The sequence below is a fragment of the Streptomyces platensis genome (assembly GCF_008704855.1).
GTDB lineage: Bacteria > Actinomycetota > Actinomycetes > Streptomycetales > Streptomycetaceae > Streptomyces > Streptomyces platensis.
Genome location: NZ_CP023691.1, coordinates 5,973,919 through 5,986,574 on the forward strand (window position 1 = coordinate 5,973,919; position 12,656 = coordinate 5,986,574).

The following is a 12,656-nucleotide window of genomic DNA, read 5'->3' on the forward strand; positions in this document are numbered from 1 at the left end:
CGTCTTTTCCTGTATTCACGGCCAGGGGGCGGACACGCATAGGGTGTGGGGCTGTGATGGCCAGCTATACCAATGGGGCAGCCCGTGCGTGAATACCTGCTGACGCTGTGCGTCACGGCCGCGGTGACCTACCTGCTGACCGGCCCGGTGCGGAAATTCGCCATCGCGGCCGGGGCGATGCCGGAGATCCGCGCGCGTGATGTGCACCGCGAGCCGACGCCACGACTCGGCGGCATCGCGATGTTCGGCGGGCTCTGCGCCGGCCTGCTGGTCGCCTCGCATCTGACCAACCTCAAGACCGTCTTCGAGAACTCCAACGAGCCCCGGGCGCTGCTCTCCGGCGCCGCGCTGATCTGGATCCTCGGCGTCCTGGACGACAAGTGGGGCGTGGACGCGCTGGTCAAGCTCGGCGGCCAGATGATCGCCGCGGGCGTGATGGTCCTCCAGGGCCTGACGATCCTCTGGATCCCGATCCCCGGTGTCGGCACGGTCTCCCTCACCCCGATGCAGGGCACCCTGCTGACCGTCGCCCTCGTCGTGATCACCATCAACGCGGTGAACTTCGTGGACGGCCTGGACGGTCTCGCCTCCGGCATGGTGTGCATCGCCGCCGCGGCGTTCTTCATGTACGCGTACCGGATGTGGTTCGGCTACGGCATCGAGGCGGCCGCGCCCGCAACGCTGTTCTCGGTCGTTCTCATGGGCATGTGCCTCGGCTTCCTGCCGCACAACATGCACCCGGCGCGGATCTTCATGGGCGACTCGGGATCGATGCTGATCGGCCTGGTCATGGCCGCGGGCGCGGTCTCGGTGACCGGCCAGGTCGACCCGGACCTGCTCAACGTCAAGGCGGGCGGTCTGCGTGAGGCGACCCACGCGATGGTGCCGGTCTACATCCCGCTGCTGCTGCCGCTGACGATCATCGCGGTGCCGGTCGCCGACCTGATCCTGGCGATCGTGCGGCGTACGTGGCAGGGCCAGTCGCCGTTCGCCGCCGACCGCGGCCATCTGCACCACCGGCTGCTGGAGATCGGGCACTCGCACAGCCGGGCCGTGCTGATCATGTACTTCTGGTCGGCGCTGATCGCCTTCGGCGCGGTCGCCTACTCCGCGAACAACGCGAGCATGTGGATCGTGCTGGGCATCGTGCTGCTGAGCGCGGTGGGTCTGGTGCTGCTTCTGCTGCCGCGCTTCACGCCGCGGGCGCCCCTCTGGGCGGAGTGGATGGTGCCGCCGCGCTACCGCCGGATCGCCCCCGCGACGGCGCCGGCCGCGACGACGGACGCGACCGGCGTGGCACTGGACGACGAGAGCGCCGCCGGGCCGGAGGAGGAGCGGGAGCCGGTTCCGGCGGGCCTCCACGGGGCCACCGCGATCGGGGACCGCTCACGCTTCGTGGGTCGCCGGAAGGCGGACAGTCACCGCTGATCCAGAGGTTCGATCGCCCGAACGTGCCTCAAGAATCGGGACGGTTGACTCCATACCAGACATAAGGCGGCCCGTCAGTGCACCAACGCGCACGTTCACGCTCAGGTGTGACAGGGTCCACACGAACCAGGTAAAGACCTCATCAAATAGTTTGTGATACCGTTCACGAAACCCGGCGATAGAGCCGAAGGGCCGTAGTGCGACTGCCCTTGGGCCGCAGGTTCCGCCTCAGGCCGGGTCTACGCTCGTCCATGACGACACACCCCACATCTTTTGCCGGAGCGCCGCCATGCAGTCGAATGACGCCCGACTACTCCTTCACGCCGTTGTGCCCACCCTCGCCATCGGCGCTGTCGCCGTTGCCGTGAGCGGCGCGGTCGCAGGTGTGCCGGGAGCGCTCGGCGCCGTCATCGGCACCGTGCTGGTGCTGCTCGTGATGGGGGCCGGTCTCGTCGTCCTGCAAAAGACCGCGAAGAACCACCCGCAGCTGTTCCAGATGATGGGCCTGCTGCTGTACACCGTGCAGATCCTGTTCGTGGCGGTCTTCCTGATCGCGTTCAAGGACACCACGTTCTTCGATACCAAGGCTTTTGCGTTCACCTTGCTCGGCGCCACCCTCGTGTGGATCGCGGCACAGACCCGCGGTCATATGAAGGCGAAGATTCTGTACGTGGAACCCGACTCCGCCGGGACGAAGAAGGCGGAGACGGCGGGGTCGCCGACGTGACACGTAGGGCCGAGATAAATGCCCTCTTGCGGGCCTGCTATCGTCCGGTTCCAACTGCGGCACAGTTGGCGCAGGCGGCTGAGCTCCCGGGTTCCACTCGATGGAACGGGCAGTTCTCGCGGCCAATGCCTGTGATGTGGCCGGGCCCAGCGCCCGCCAGCCGCCCCCTAATCCGTAAGACCAGTCCAGTGCCGCTCCGTGGCTCAACGCCGCGCCGACACAACGAGGTTGCCGTACCCATGCGCCACGCTGAAGGAGCTCGCGGTGAGTGCTGAAACGATGCTCGCCTTCGAGACCGACTGCCACATCTTTTCCGGCTGTGGCTTCGAGGCCCCGGGCCTTCATTCGTTCGTCTTCGAACCCCTCTTCACCATCGGTGGCTACGAGTTCAACAAGCCGATGCTGCTGGCGTTCCTCAGCACGGTGGTCGTGGTGTGGTTCTTCTGGGCCGCTTTCGGCCGGGCGAAGGTGGTGCCCGGAAAGCTCCAGATGATCGGCGAAGCGGGCTACGACTTCGTGCGCCGCGGGCTCGTCTATGACGCGCTGGGGAAGAAGGAGGGCGACAAGTACGTCCCCTTCATGGTCTCGCTGTTCTTCTTCGTATGGGTCATGAACATCTGGTCCATCATCCCGGTCATGGCGTTCCCGGTGACGTCGGTCATTGCCTTCCCGATGGGCCTGGCCCTGGTGGTCTATGTCCTCTGGCTGACCCTGACGTTCAAGAAGCAGGGTTTCGTCGGCGGCCTGAAGAACATCACCGGCTACGACAAGTCGCTCGGCTGGGTGCTGCCGCTGATCATGGTGCTCGAACTGCTTCAGCACCTGATCATCCGCCCCTTCACCCACGCGGTCCGACTGTTCGCGAACATGTTCGCGGGTCACCTGCTGATCCTGCTGTTCACCATTGCCAGCTGGTACCTGCTGAACGGCATCGGCATCGTCTACGCGAGCGCATCCTTCGTGATGACCATCGTGATGACCGCCTTCGAGCTCTTCATCCAGGCCGTCCAGGCGTATGTCTTCGTCCTCCTGGCCTGCAACTACGTCCAGGGCGCGCTCGCCGAGCACCACTGAGCGCCCTCGCTCCCAGCCCAACAGCTGTCCGGTGGCCAACCCCCATCGGTCCGTGAAATGAGAAGGAAGTAACGGCATGTCCGCTGCTCTCGAAATGGTCAACCTCGCCGCCGGCTCCGCCAAGACCAACGTCGTCGGCAACGTCGCCTCCATCGGTTACGGCCTGGCCGCGATCGGCCCCGGCGTCGGCGTCGGCATCATCTTCGGTAACGGCACCCAGGCCCTGGCCCGTCAGCCCGAGGCGGCCGGCCTGATCCGCACCAACCAGATCATGGGTTTCGCCTTCTGTGAGGCGCTCGCCCTGATCGGCATCGTCATGGGCTTCGTTTACCAGTAAACGAACCCTTCGACTATCCCATTTAGACGGAAGGCACTGATGTGAACGCCCTGGTGAACATGGCGGCGGAGGTTCCCGAGAACCCCCTGGTCCCGCCGATTCCAGAGCTGGTCATCGGCCTGATCGCCTTCTTCATCGTCTTCGGCTTCCTGGCCAAGAAGCTCCTCCCGAACATCAACAAGGTTCTGGAAGAGCGCCGGACGCTTATCGAAGGCCGCATGGAGGAAGCCGAGGCGACTCAGGCCGAGGCTCAGCAGGTGCTCGCGGACTACCGGGCACAGCTCGCCGACGCCCGCCACGAGGCCGCGCGTCTGCGCCAGGAGGCGCAGGAGCAGGGCGCGACGCTCATCGCTGAGATGCGCGCCGAGGGCCAGCGGCAGCGTGAGGAGATCATCGCTGCCGGTCACGCCCAGATCGAGGCGGACCGGAAGCAGGCCGCGCAGGCGCTGCGCCAGGACGTGGGCAAGCTCGCCGTCGACCTGGCCGGCAAGCTCGTCGGGGAGTCCCTCGAGGACCACGCCCGGCAGAGCCGGACCATCGACCGCTTCCTCGACGACGTCGAGGCCAAGGCGGCGTCGGACGCGACGAAGGCTGAGGCCGGACGATGAACGGAGCGAGCCGCGAGGCACTCGCCTCCGCACGTGAGCAGTTCAACGCGCTGGCGGACACCACGTCCGTCGACGCCGCGAAGCTCGCCGAGGAGCTGGCTGCCGTCACCGCTCTGCTCGACCGCGAGGTGTCGCTGCGTCGGGTCCTGACCGACCCGGCGCAGGCCGCCGAGGCGCGCGCCGAACTGGCCGGACGACTGCTGGGCGGCAAGGTGGGCGGTCCGACCGCCGACCTGGTGTCCGGCATGGTCCGTGCCCGCTGGTCGGGTTCGCGTGACCTGACCGACGCGCTCGAGGAGCTGGCCTACAGCGCCGACCTGGTCGCCGCGCAGCGGGCCGGCCAGCTCGACGACGTCGAGGACGAGCTCTTCCGGTTCGGCCGGATCGTCAGCTCCAACAGTGAGCTGCGCGGTGCGCTGACCGACCGGAACGCGACGGTCGCGGCCAAGACGGAGCTGCTGAATGCGCTGCTGGGCGGCCGGGCCAACCCGGTCACCGAGCGCATCGTGATCCGTCTTGTCGTACAGCCGCGGGGCCGTAGCCTGGAAGCGGGGCTCGACGCCCTCTCCAAGCTGGCGGCGAGCCGCCGGGACCGCATGGTCGCGGTGGTCACCTCCGCGGTGCCCCTCAGTGAAGGGCAGCGGCAGCGCCTGGGCGCTTCCCTGGCGCAGCTGTACGGACGGCAGGTCCACCTGAACCTCGACGTGGACCCCGAGGTCCTCGGCGGAGTCCAGGTCCGGATCGGCGACGAGGTCATCAACGGGACCATCGCGGAGCGCCTCGACGAGGCGGGCCGGCGGATGGCCGGCTGACCCAGCCACCAACTCAAGAGCTGCACAACCGGCGGTCAGACGCCGGACCAGCCGGCCGGACCACGAGGTCCGGCTGCGGTCCGGAAGAAGCCCCGGGGACCAGCACAAGCATGACGGCGGCCCGAGTTGGGCCGTAAGCGGAAACCCCCCGGGGGACAGACCCCCGGACACCCGCAAGTAACTTCGGGCCCAACAAGGAGAGCAGGGAACCCAGATGGCGGAGCTCACGATCCGGCCGGAGGAGATCCGGGACGCGCTGGAGAACTTCGTCCAGGCGTACAAGCCGGACGCGGCCTCGCGCGAGGAGGTCGGCACGGTAAGCGAGGCCGGAGACGGCATCGCGAAGGTCGAGGGCCTTCCCTCGGCGATGGCGAACGAGCTGCTGAAGTTCGAGGACGGCACGCTCGGTCTTGCGCTGAACCTGGAAGAGCGCGAGATCGGTGCGGTGGTCCTCGGTGAGTTCAGCGGCATCGAGGAGGGCCAGCCGGTGCAGCGCACCGGTGAGGTGCTCTCGGTCGCCGTGGGCGAGGGCTACCTCGGCCGCGTCGTCGACCCGCTGGGCAACCCGATCGACGGCCTCGGCGAGATCGAGTCCGAGGGCCGCCGCGCCCTGGAGCTTCAGGCCCCGGGCGTCATGGTCCGTAAGTCGGTCCACGAGCCCATGGAGACCGGCTACAAGGCCGTCGACTCGATGGTGCCGATCGGCCGTGGCCAGCGTCAGCTGATCATTGGTGACCGCCAGACCGGCAAGACCGCCCTGGCCGTCGACACGATCATCAACCAGCGCGACAACTGGCGCTCGGGCGACCCGAAGAAGCAGGTCCGCTGCATCTACGTCGCCATCGGCCAGAAGGGCTCCACCATCGCGTCCGTGCGCGGTGCGCTGGAGGAGGCCGGCGCCCTGGAGTACACCACCATCGTCGCCGCCCCGGCGTCCGACCCGGCGGGCTTCAAGTACCTCGCGCCCTACACCGGCTCGGCCATCGGCCAGCACTGGATGTACCAGGGCAAGCACGTCCTGATCATCTTCGATGACCTTTCGAAGCAGGCCGACGCCTACCGCGCCGTGTCCCTGCTGCTGCGCCGTCCGCCGGGCCGTGAGGCCTACCCGGGCGACGTCTTCTACCTGCACTCGCGTCTGCTGGAGCGCTGCGCCAAGCTCTCCGACGAGATGGGCGCCGGCTCGATGACCGGCCTCCCGATCGTCGAGACCAAGGCGAACGACGTGTCGGCGTTCATTCCGACCAACGTCATTTCCATCACCGACGGCCAGTGCTTCCTGGAGTCGGACCTCTTCAACGCCAACCAGCGTCCGGCGCTGAACGTGGGTATCTCCGTCTCCCGAGTCGGTGGCTCCGCCCAGCACAAGGCCATGCGCCAGGTGTCCGGCCGGCTCCGCGTGGACCTCGCCCAGTACCGCGAGCTGGAGGCGTTCGCCGCCTTCGGTTCCGACCTGGACGCGGCCTCCAAGCAGCAGCTGGAGCGCGGTAAGCGGATGACCGAGCTGCTCAAGCAGGCGCAGTACTCCCCGTACGCGACCGAGGACCAGGTCGTCTCCATCTGGGCCGGCACCAACGGCAAGATGGACGACGTGCCGGTGGCGGACATCCGCCGCTTCGAGCGGGAGCTCCTGGACCACCTGCACCGGGAGAAGAAGGACCTGCTGACCAGCATCCGCGAGGGCGCCAAGATGTCCGACGACACCATCGGCGCGATCGCCGAGGCCGTCGAGGGCTTCAAGCGGCAGTTCGAGACCTCGGACGGCAAGCTGCTCGGCGAGGACGCCCCGGCCGGCACCAGCAAGTGACGACGGAAGGGACCTGATCCATGGGAGCCAAGCTCCGGGTCTACAAGCGTCGCATCCGCTCCGTCACCGCGACCAAGAAGATCACCAAGGCGATGGAGATGATCGCCGCCTCGCGCGTCGTCAAGGCGCAGCGCCAGGTGGCGGCGTCGACGCCGTACGCGAGTGAACTGACCCGCGCGGTGACAGCGGTTGCCACGGGCTCGAACACCCAGCACCCGCTGACGACGGAGGCGGAGCAGCCCTCGCGGGCCGCGCTGCTGCTCATCACGAGCGACCGCGGTCTGGCCGGCGGCTACTCCTCCAACGTCCTCAAGGCCGGCGAGCAGCTCACCGAGCGGCTCAAGGCCGAGGGCAAGGAGGTCGACGCCTACATCGTCGGGCGCAAGGGTGTGTCGTACTACAGCTTCCGCGAGCGCAAGGTCGTGGAGTCGTGGACCGGTTTCACCGACAGCCCGACGTACGCGGACGCCAAGACGATCGCTGCGCCGCTGATCGAGGCCGTTCAGCGGGACACGGCCGAGGGCGGCGTGGACGAACTCCACATCGTCTTCACCGAGTTCATCTCGATGATGACGCAGACGGCGCTCGATGACCGTCTGCTGCCGCTGAGCCTCGACAAGGCGGCGGAGTCGGACGAGTCGGCGCAGGCCGGCGAGATCCTTCCGCTGTTCGACTTCGAGCCGTCGGCCGAGGACGTCCTCGACGCCCTGCTTCCGCGGTATGTCGAGTCGCGGATCTACAACGCCCTTCTCCAGGCCGCCGCCTCCAAGCACGCCGCCACGCGTCGTGCGATGAAGTCGGCGACCGACAACGCAGAAGAGCTCATCAAGTCGCTCTCGCGGCTTGCCAACGCGGCCCGACAGGCCGAAATCACCCAGGAAATCAGCGAGATCGTCGGTGGCGCCAGTGCTCTGGCCGACGCGACCGCGGGGAGTGACTGACCACTATGACCACCACTGTTGAAACGGCCACGGCTTCGGGCCGCGTCGCGCGGGTCATCGGCCCGGTCGTCGACGTGGAGTTCCCCGTCGACGCGATGCCGGAGATCTACAACGCGCTGACTGTCGAGATCGCGGACCCGGCCGAGGCCGGGGCCAAGAAGGTCCTGACCCTCGAGGTTGCCCAGCACCTGGGCGAGGGCCTGGTCCGTGCGATCTCGATGCAGCCCACCGACGGTCTGGTCCGCCAGGCCGCGGTGACCGACACCGGCGCCGGGATCACCGTCCCGGTCGGCGATGTCACCAAGGGCAAGGTGTTCAACACCCTCGGCGAGATCCTGAACGTGGACCCGTCCACGGTCGAGGTCACCGAGCGCTGGCCCATCCACCGCAAGGCTCCGTCCTTCGACCAGCTCGAGTCCAAGACCGAGATGTTCGAGACCGGCGTCAAGGTCATCGACCTGCTCACCCCGTACGTCAAGGGTGGAAAGATCGGTCTGTTCGGTGGTGCCGGTGTCGGCAAGACCGTGCTGATCCAGGAAATGATCTACCGCGTGGCCAACAACCACGACGGTGTGTCGGTGTTCGCCGGTGTCGGCGAGCGCACCCGTGAGGGCAACGACCTCATCGAGGAAATGACGGACTCCGGCGTCATCGACAAGACCGCGCTGGTCTTCGGTCAGATGGACGAGCCCCCGGGCACCCGTCTCCGCGTCGCCCTGGCCGGTCTGACCATGGCGGAGTACTTCCGCGATGTGCAGAAGCAGGACGTGCTGTTCTTCATCGACAACATCTTCCGGTACACCCAGGCGGGTTCCGAGGTGTCGACCCTGCTCGGCCGGATGCCCTCCGCGGTGGGTTACCAGCCGAACCTGGCCGACGAGATGGGTCTCCTCCAGGAGCGCATCACCTCGACCCGTGGTCACTCGATCACCTCGATGCAGGCGATCTACGTCCCCGCGGACGACCTGACCGACCCGGCGCCGGCCACCACCTTCGCCCACCTGGACGCGACGACCGTTCTGTCGCGCCCGATCTCGGAGAAGGGCATCTACCCGGCGGTCGACCCGCTGGACTCGACGTCCCGGATCCTGGACCCCCGCTACATCACGCAGGAGCACTACGACTGCGCGTCGCGGGTCAAGACGATCCTCCAGAAGTACAAGGATCTCCAGGACATCATCGCGATTCTGGGTATCGACGAGCTCGGCGAGGAGGACAAGCTCACCGTCCACCGCGCCCGTCGTATCGAGCGGTTCCTGTCGCAGAACACCCACGTGGCGAAGCAGTTCACCGGTGTCGACGGCTCGGACGTCTCGCTGGACGAGTCGATCACCGCGTTCAACGCGATCGCGGACGGCGACTACGACCACTTCCCCGAGCAGGCGTTCTTCATGTGCGGTGGCATCGAGGACCTGAAGGCCAATGCCAAGGAGCTGGGCGTCTCCTGACCCCGGCACCGGTCCCGGGGGCGGCCCTGGCCGCCCCCGGCCCGTACGACCACTAGTATTTGACCCAACATCTGCCGAGCCAGGCAGGTGGAGACCCGAGGAGCCATCGTGGCTGAGCTGCACGTCGAGTTGGTCGCCGCGGACCGTCAGGTCTGGTCCGGCGAGGCCAGCCTGGTCGTCGCGCGCACCTCGTCGGGCGACATCGGCGTCATGCCCGGACACCAGCCGCTGCTCGGCGTGCTGCAGTCGGGCCCGGTGACGATTCGTACGACCGGCGAGAGCGGGGACGGCACCGTCGTCGCCGCGGTGCACGGCGGCTTCATTTCGTTCGCCGACAACAAGCTGTCTCTGCTCGCGGAGATCGCGGAACTGTCGGATGAGATCGATGTCCAGCGCGCGGAGCGGGCCCTGGAGCGAGCGAAGTCGGACGCTGACGCGGCCGCCGAGCGTCGCGCCGATGTCCGGCTGCGTTCGGTGACGGGCGTTCACTGAGCCCCGCCACCGAAGAGATCGATCCTCAGCCGCGGGCTGCCCGGAAACCTCCGGAGCGGCCCGCGGCTGAGGCAATGCAGGTGCGTTTCCCTCCCTCGCGCCCTCACGGCGCGGGGGGACACCCTTCGAGGCGAGGAGGTCGGTCGAGATGTTCCTCGCTCTGCTTGTGAGCGGCATCGTCGTGGTGCTGGTGCTGCTGGGGCTGTTCGTCTTCGGACTGCGGCGACGGCTCATCCAGCGCTCCGGTGGCACCTTCGACTGCAGCCTGCGCTGGAACGTCCCGGAGCACGAGACCGGCGGCAAGGGCTGGATCTACGGTGTGGCGCGCTACAACGGCGACCGGGTGGAGTGGTTCCGGGTCTTCTCGTACGCGCCCCGGCCCCGCCACCTCCTGGAGCGCTCCGCCATCGAGGTCCTGGAGCGCCGCACTCCCCAGGGCGAGGAGGAGCTGGCGCTGCTCTCCGACTCCCTCGTACTGGCCTGCCGGCACCGTGGCACCCGTCTGGAACTGGCGATGAGCGAGGACGCGCTCACCGGCTTCCTCGCCTGGCTGGAGGCGGCACCGCCCGGCCAACGAGTCAACGTGGCCTGAGCTGGGCGGTCTCGTTGGATGGGGGTCCCCCCGGACGAAGTCTGGGGGAGGGTGAACGTGGCCTGAAACCGGCACGTGGCTGCCTGATGTCGGCCTGAAACGGCCGTCGCTGCGGGGCCACGGGAATCGCGTCCGCCCTTGCCGCGTTGTGGCCCCGCAAGGGGGGCCCGCACCCCCTACGGGATGTGTTCGACCGGCCCTTACGTGCGGCCCGCTCCTACGGGACGCCCCCCACGCCTACGGCCCGTCCACTCCCAACTCCTGTGCCAGTACGGCCGCTTGCACCCGGCTGCGCAGATCCAGCTTCGCCAGCAGCCGGCTGACATGGGTCTTCACGGTGGCCTCCGCCATCGCCAGCCGTAGCGCGATATCGGCGTTCGACAGCCCCCGGCCCAGACAGCCCAGCACCTCCAGCTCACGCGGGGTCAGTGCGTCCAGGACCGCCCGGTCCGGCGCGGCGCCCTCGCGCGGGGGCCGCCCCGCCGTCCGCGGGTTCGCGAACTCCGCGATCAGCCGCCGGGTCACCGCAGGGGCGATCAGCCCCTCGCCGGACGCCACGGTGCGCACCGCGGTGAGCAGCGCGGCCGCGTCGCTGTCCTTGAGCAGAAAGCCCGCGGCCCCCGCCCGCAGCGCGCCGAAGACATATTCGTCCAGGTCGAAGGTGGTCAGTACGAGCACGTCCGCCAGCCGCTCGGAGACCACCTGCCGGGTGGCGGAGACCCCGTCGAGGCGGGGCATCTGGATGTCCATGAGGACGAGGGCGGGGCGCAGCTCGCGGGCGAGCCGTACCGCCTCGACGCCGTCCTCCGCCTCGCCGACGACCTCGATGTCGGGGGCGGAACGCAGGATGAGGACCAGTCCGGCCCGTACGGAGGACTGGTCCTCGGCGACGAGAACCCGGATCGGCGGTGTGGCGGCGCCTGTCATCGTCGTATTTCCTCCCCCAGGTCGGACCGAGCCGCCCCCATGAGCCCGCTCGGACGGCTTCTTTCGGCCAGACCTTGCATGCGGTTCTCCCGGGTCGCCGAGGGGGCGGTCACCCACCATCCAACACGGCGCCGCGGCCCGCCGCCGCCACGTCCGGGTCATCCCCGTACGGAGCGCGCTACATCGAAAGTTGCAGCCCCGGATCATCGTGTGCGACGAGGTGGCGGCCGGGGGCCGTTGGGAGGCTGGAGACGTTCGATGGAGGGTTCGGAAAGGAGACAGCCGTGATCGTCGTGCTGATCGTGGCCTGCGAGGTCGGCTTCTGGGTACTGCTGGCGCTCGGTCTGGCGCTGCGCTACCTGGCACGGATGCCGCGCACCGGAGCGGTGGTGCTGCTGATGGAGCCGCTGCTGGAGCTGGTCCTGCTGATCGTCACGGCGATCGACCTGAGGAACGGGGCGCCCGCGGACTGGAAACACGGCCTGGCCGCCGTCTATATCGGCTTCACGGTCGCCTACGGCCACTACACGATCAAGTGGGTCGACGGACACTTCGCGCACCGCTTCGCGGGCGGGCCGCGGCCGGTCAAGCGTTATGGACTCGCCCGCGCCAAGCACGAGGGAAAGCTGTGGGTGCGCACGGTGGTGATGGCCGCGGTCGCCGCGGCGCTGCTCCAGCTCGCGACCTGGTACGTCGGCGACGGCGGCGACACCCGGTCACTGCACGAATGGCAGCTCACCACTCTGCGGATCGTCGCCGTCCACGGTGTGATCGCGCTGACCTACCTCATCTGGCAGAAGAAGGACCCGGGCCGGCCCACGGCCGACGAGGAAGCGGCCCGGCCGCCGCAGAAGACGCTGCGCTAGGGGGCGAGCCCCGGTCAGCGCTCCCCGCCCGGTACCCACAGCACGTCCCCGACCTCCTTGTTGGCCGTACGGGCCAGGATGAACAGGAGGTCGGAGAGGCGGTTGAGGTAGGTGGCGGTAAGCGGGTTCATCGTCTCGCCGTGCTCCTCGAAAGCCGCCCAGGTGGCGCGTTCGGCGCGGCGGACGACCGTGCACGCCTGGTGCAGCAGCGCGGCGCCGGCCGTGCCACCGGGGAGGATGAAGCTGCGCAGCTTCTCCAGCTCCGCCAGGAAGCGGTCGCAGTCGGCCTCCAGCTTGTCGATATAGCTCTGCTCGACGCGCAGCGGCGGGAATTCCGGGTTCTCCACCACCGGCGTCGACAGGTCCGCGCCGACATCGAACAGGTCGTTCTGCACCCGCAGCAGCACCGCGGCGACGTCCTCGGGGAGCGAGCCGAGCGCCAGGGCCACGCCGATCGCCGCGTTGGCCTCGTTGGCGTCCGCGTACGCCGCGATCCGCGAATCGGTCTTGGCGGTACGGCTCATGTCGCCGAGGGCGGTGGTGCCCTTGTCGCCGGTGCGGGTGTAGATGCGCGTCAGATTCACCATATGGGCGAGC

General features: G+C 68.3%; 14 protein-coding genes. 12 read left to right on the forward strand and 2 right to left on the reverse strand.

Features of this window, described 5'->3' with window-relative positions; translation table 11 throughout:
* Window positions 1-72: 72 nt before the first annotated feature.
* The 11 genes from CP981_RS26620 (at window position 73) to CP981_RS26670 (ending at window position 10,266) form a co-directional block, all read left to right on the forward strand.
* Window positions 73-1,428 carry an MraY family glycosyltransferase gene (locus CP981_RS26620; RefSeq protein ID WP_208852984.1) on the forward strand — a complete coding sequence of 452 codons (1,356 nt, stop codon included), beginning with the start codon at window positions 73-75 and terminating at the stop codon, window positions 1,426-1,428.
* 289 nt (window positions 1,429-1,717) lie between these two features.
* Entirely contained in the window at window positions 1,718-2,155 is a 438-nt protein-coding gene (locus CP981_RS26625; protein ID WP_085922927.1) for a Cg1360 family ATP-synthase-associated protein, read from the forward strand.
* Window positions 2,156-2,434: 279 nt separating this feature from the next.
* Window positions 2,435-3,229, forward strand: a complete 795-nt coding sequence (gene atpB / locus CP981_RS26630; RefSeq protein ID WP_085922928.1) for a F0F1 ATP synthase subunit A — start codon at window positions 2,435-2,437, stop codon at window positions 3,227-3,229.
* 76 nt (window positions 3,230-3,305) lie between these two features.
* On the forward strand, window positions 3,306-3,566 hold the full coding sequence (gene atpE / locus CP981_RS26635) for an ATP synthase F0 subunit C (RefSeq protein ID WP_085922929.1): 261 nt from the start codon (window positions 3,306-3,308) through the stop codon (window positions 3,564-3,566).
* A gap of 41 nt (window positions 3,567-3,607) precedes the next feature.
* Window positions 3,608-4,174, forward strand: coding sequence for a F0F1 ATP synthase subunit B (locus CP981_RS26640; RefSeq protein ID WP_085922930.1), 567 nt, complete (start codon window positions 3,608-3,610; stop codon window positions 4,172-4,174).
* Window positions 4,171-4,986 (forward strand): F0F1 ATP synthase subunit delta, encoded by an 816-nt coding sequence (locus tag CP981_RS26645; protein WP_085922931.1) that lies wholly within the window; start codon window positions 4,171-4,173, stop codon window positions 4,984-4,986. The genes CP981_RS26640 and CP981_RS26645 overlap by 4 nt, the downstream gene beginning before the upstream one ends.
* Before the next feature lie 214 nt (window positions 4,987-5,200).
* Entirely contained in the window at window positions 5,201-6,793 is a 1,593-nt protein-coding gene (gene atpA / locus CP981_RS26650; protein WP_085922932.1) for a F0F1 ATP synthase subunit alpha, read from the forward strand.
* Window positions 6,794-6,813: 20 nt separating this feature from the next.
* Complete coding sequence (locus tag CP981_RS26655; RefSeq protein WP_085922933.1) at window positions 6,814-7,734, forward strand: F0F1 ATP synthase subunit gamma; 921 nt, start codon at window positions 6,814-6,816, stop codon at window positions 7,732-7,734.
* Between the two features lie 5 nt (window positions 7,735-7,739).
* A complete protein-coding gene (gene atpD, locus CP981_RS26660) occupies window positions 7,740-9,182 on the forward strand; it encodes a F0F1 ATP synthase subunit beta (RefSeq protein ID WP_085922934.1) in 1,443 nt (480 codons plus the stop codon).
* 108 nt (window positions 9,183-9,290) lie between these two features.
* Window positions 9,291-9,674 (forward strand): F0F1 ATP synthase subunit epsilon, encoded by a 384-nt coding sequence (locus CP981_RS26665; protein ID WP_085922935.1) that lies wholly within the window; start codon window positions 9,291-9,293, stop codon window positions 9,672-9,674.
* Window positions 9,675-9,822: 148 nt separating this feature from the next.
* Window positions 9,823-10,266 (forward strand): DUF2550 domain-containing protein, encoded by a 444-nt coding sequence (locus tag CP981_RS26670; protein WP_085922936.1) that lies wholly within the window; start codon window positions 9,823-9,825, stop codon window positions 10,264-10,266.
* Window positions 10,267-10,503: 237 nt separating this feature from the next.
* Here the strand turns inward: CP981_RS26670 and CP981_RS26675 are convergent, their stop codons facing one another.
* Window positions 10,504-11,193, reverse strand: coding sequence for a response regulator (locus tag CP981_RS26675; protein WP_085922937.1), 690 nt, complete (start codon window positions 11,191-11,193; stop codon window positions 10,504-10,506).
* Window positions 11,194-11,477: 284 nt separating this feature from the next.
* Here CP981_RS26675 and CP981_RS26680 point away from each other — a divergent pair, with 284 nt between their 5' ends.
* Complete coding sequence (locus CP981_RS26680) at window positions 11,478-12,059, forward strand: hypothetical protein (RefSeq protein ID WP_085922938.1); 582 nt, start codon at window positions 11,478-11,480, stop codon at window positions 12,057-12,059.
* Between the two features lie 14 nt (window positions 12,060-12,073).
* On the opposite strand, the gene CP981_RS26685 is transcribed toward CP981_RS26680, so the two are convergent.
* Complete coding sequence (locus CP981_RS26685) at window positions 12,074-12,646, reverse strand: cob(I)yrinic acid a,c-diamide adenosyltransferase (protein ID WP_042148781.1); 573 nt, start codon at window positions 12,644-12,646, stop codon at window positions 12,074-12,076.
* Window positions 12,647-12,656 lie beyond the last annotated feature (10 nt).

Bases quoted from the DNA above. Each gene is read 5' to 3' on its own strand.
- CP981_RS26620 (WP_208852984.1), top strand. From the start codon at position 73: ATGGGGCAGCCCGTGCGTGAATACCTGCTGACGCTGTGCGTCACGGCC.
- CP981_RS26625 (WP_085922927.1), top strand. From the start codon at position 1,718: ATGCAGTCGAATGACGCCCGACTACTCCTTCACGCCGTTGTGCCCACC.
- atpB (WP_085922928.1), top strand. From the start codon at position 2,435: ATGCTCGCCTTCGAGACCGACTGCCACATCTTTTCCGGCTGTGGCTTC.
- atpE (WP_085922929.1), top strand. From the start codon at position 3,306: ATGTCCGCTGCTCTCGAAATGGTCAACCTCGCCGCCGGCTCCGCCAAG.
- CP981_RS26645 (WP_085922931.1), top strand. From the start codon at position 4,171: ATGAACGGAGCGAGCCGCGAGGCACTCGCCTCCGCACGTGAGCAGTTC.
- atpA (WP_085922932.1), top strand. From the start codon at position 5,201: ATGGCGGAGCTCACGATCCGGCCGGAGGAGATCCGGGACGCGCTGGAG.
- CP981_RS26655 (WP_085922933.1), top strand. From the start codon at position 6,814: ATGGGAGCCAAGCTCCGGGTCTACAAGCGTCGCATCCGCTCCGTCACC.
- atpD (WP_085922934.1), top strand. From the start codon at position 7,740: ATGACCACCACTGTTGAAACGGCCACGGCTTCGGGCCGCGTCGCGCGG.
- CP981_RS26670 (WP_085922936.1), top strand. From the start codon at position 9,823: ATGTTCCTCGCTCTGCTTGTGAGCGGCATCGTCGTGGTGCTGGTGCTG.
- CP981_RS26675 (WP_085922937.1), bottom strand. From the start codon at position 11,193: ATGACAGGCGCCGCCACACCGCCGATCCGGGTTCTCGTCGCCGAGGAC.
- CP981_RS26685 (WP_042148781.1), bottom strand. From the start codon at position 12,646: ATGGTGAATCTGACGCGCATCTACACCCGCACCGGCGACAAGGGCACC.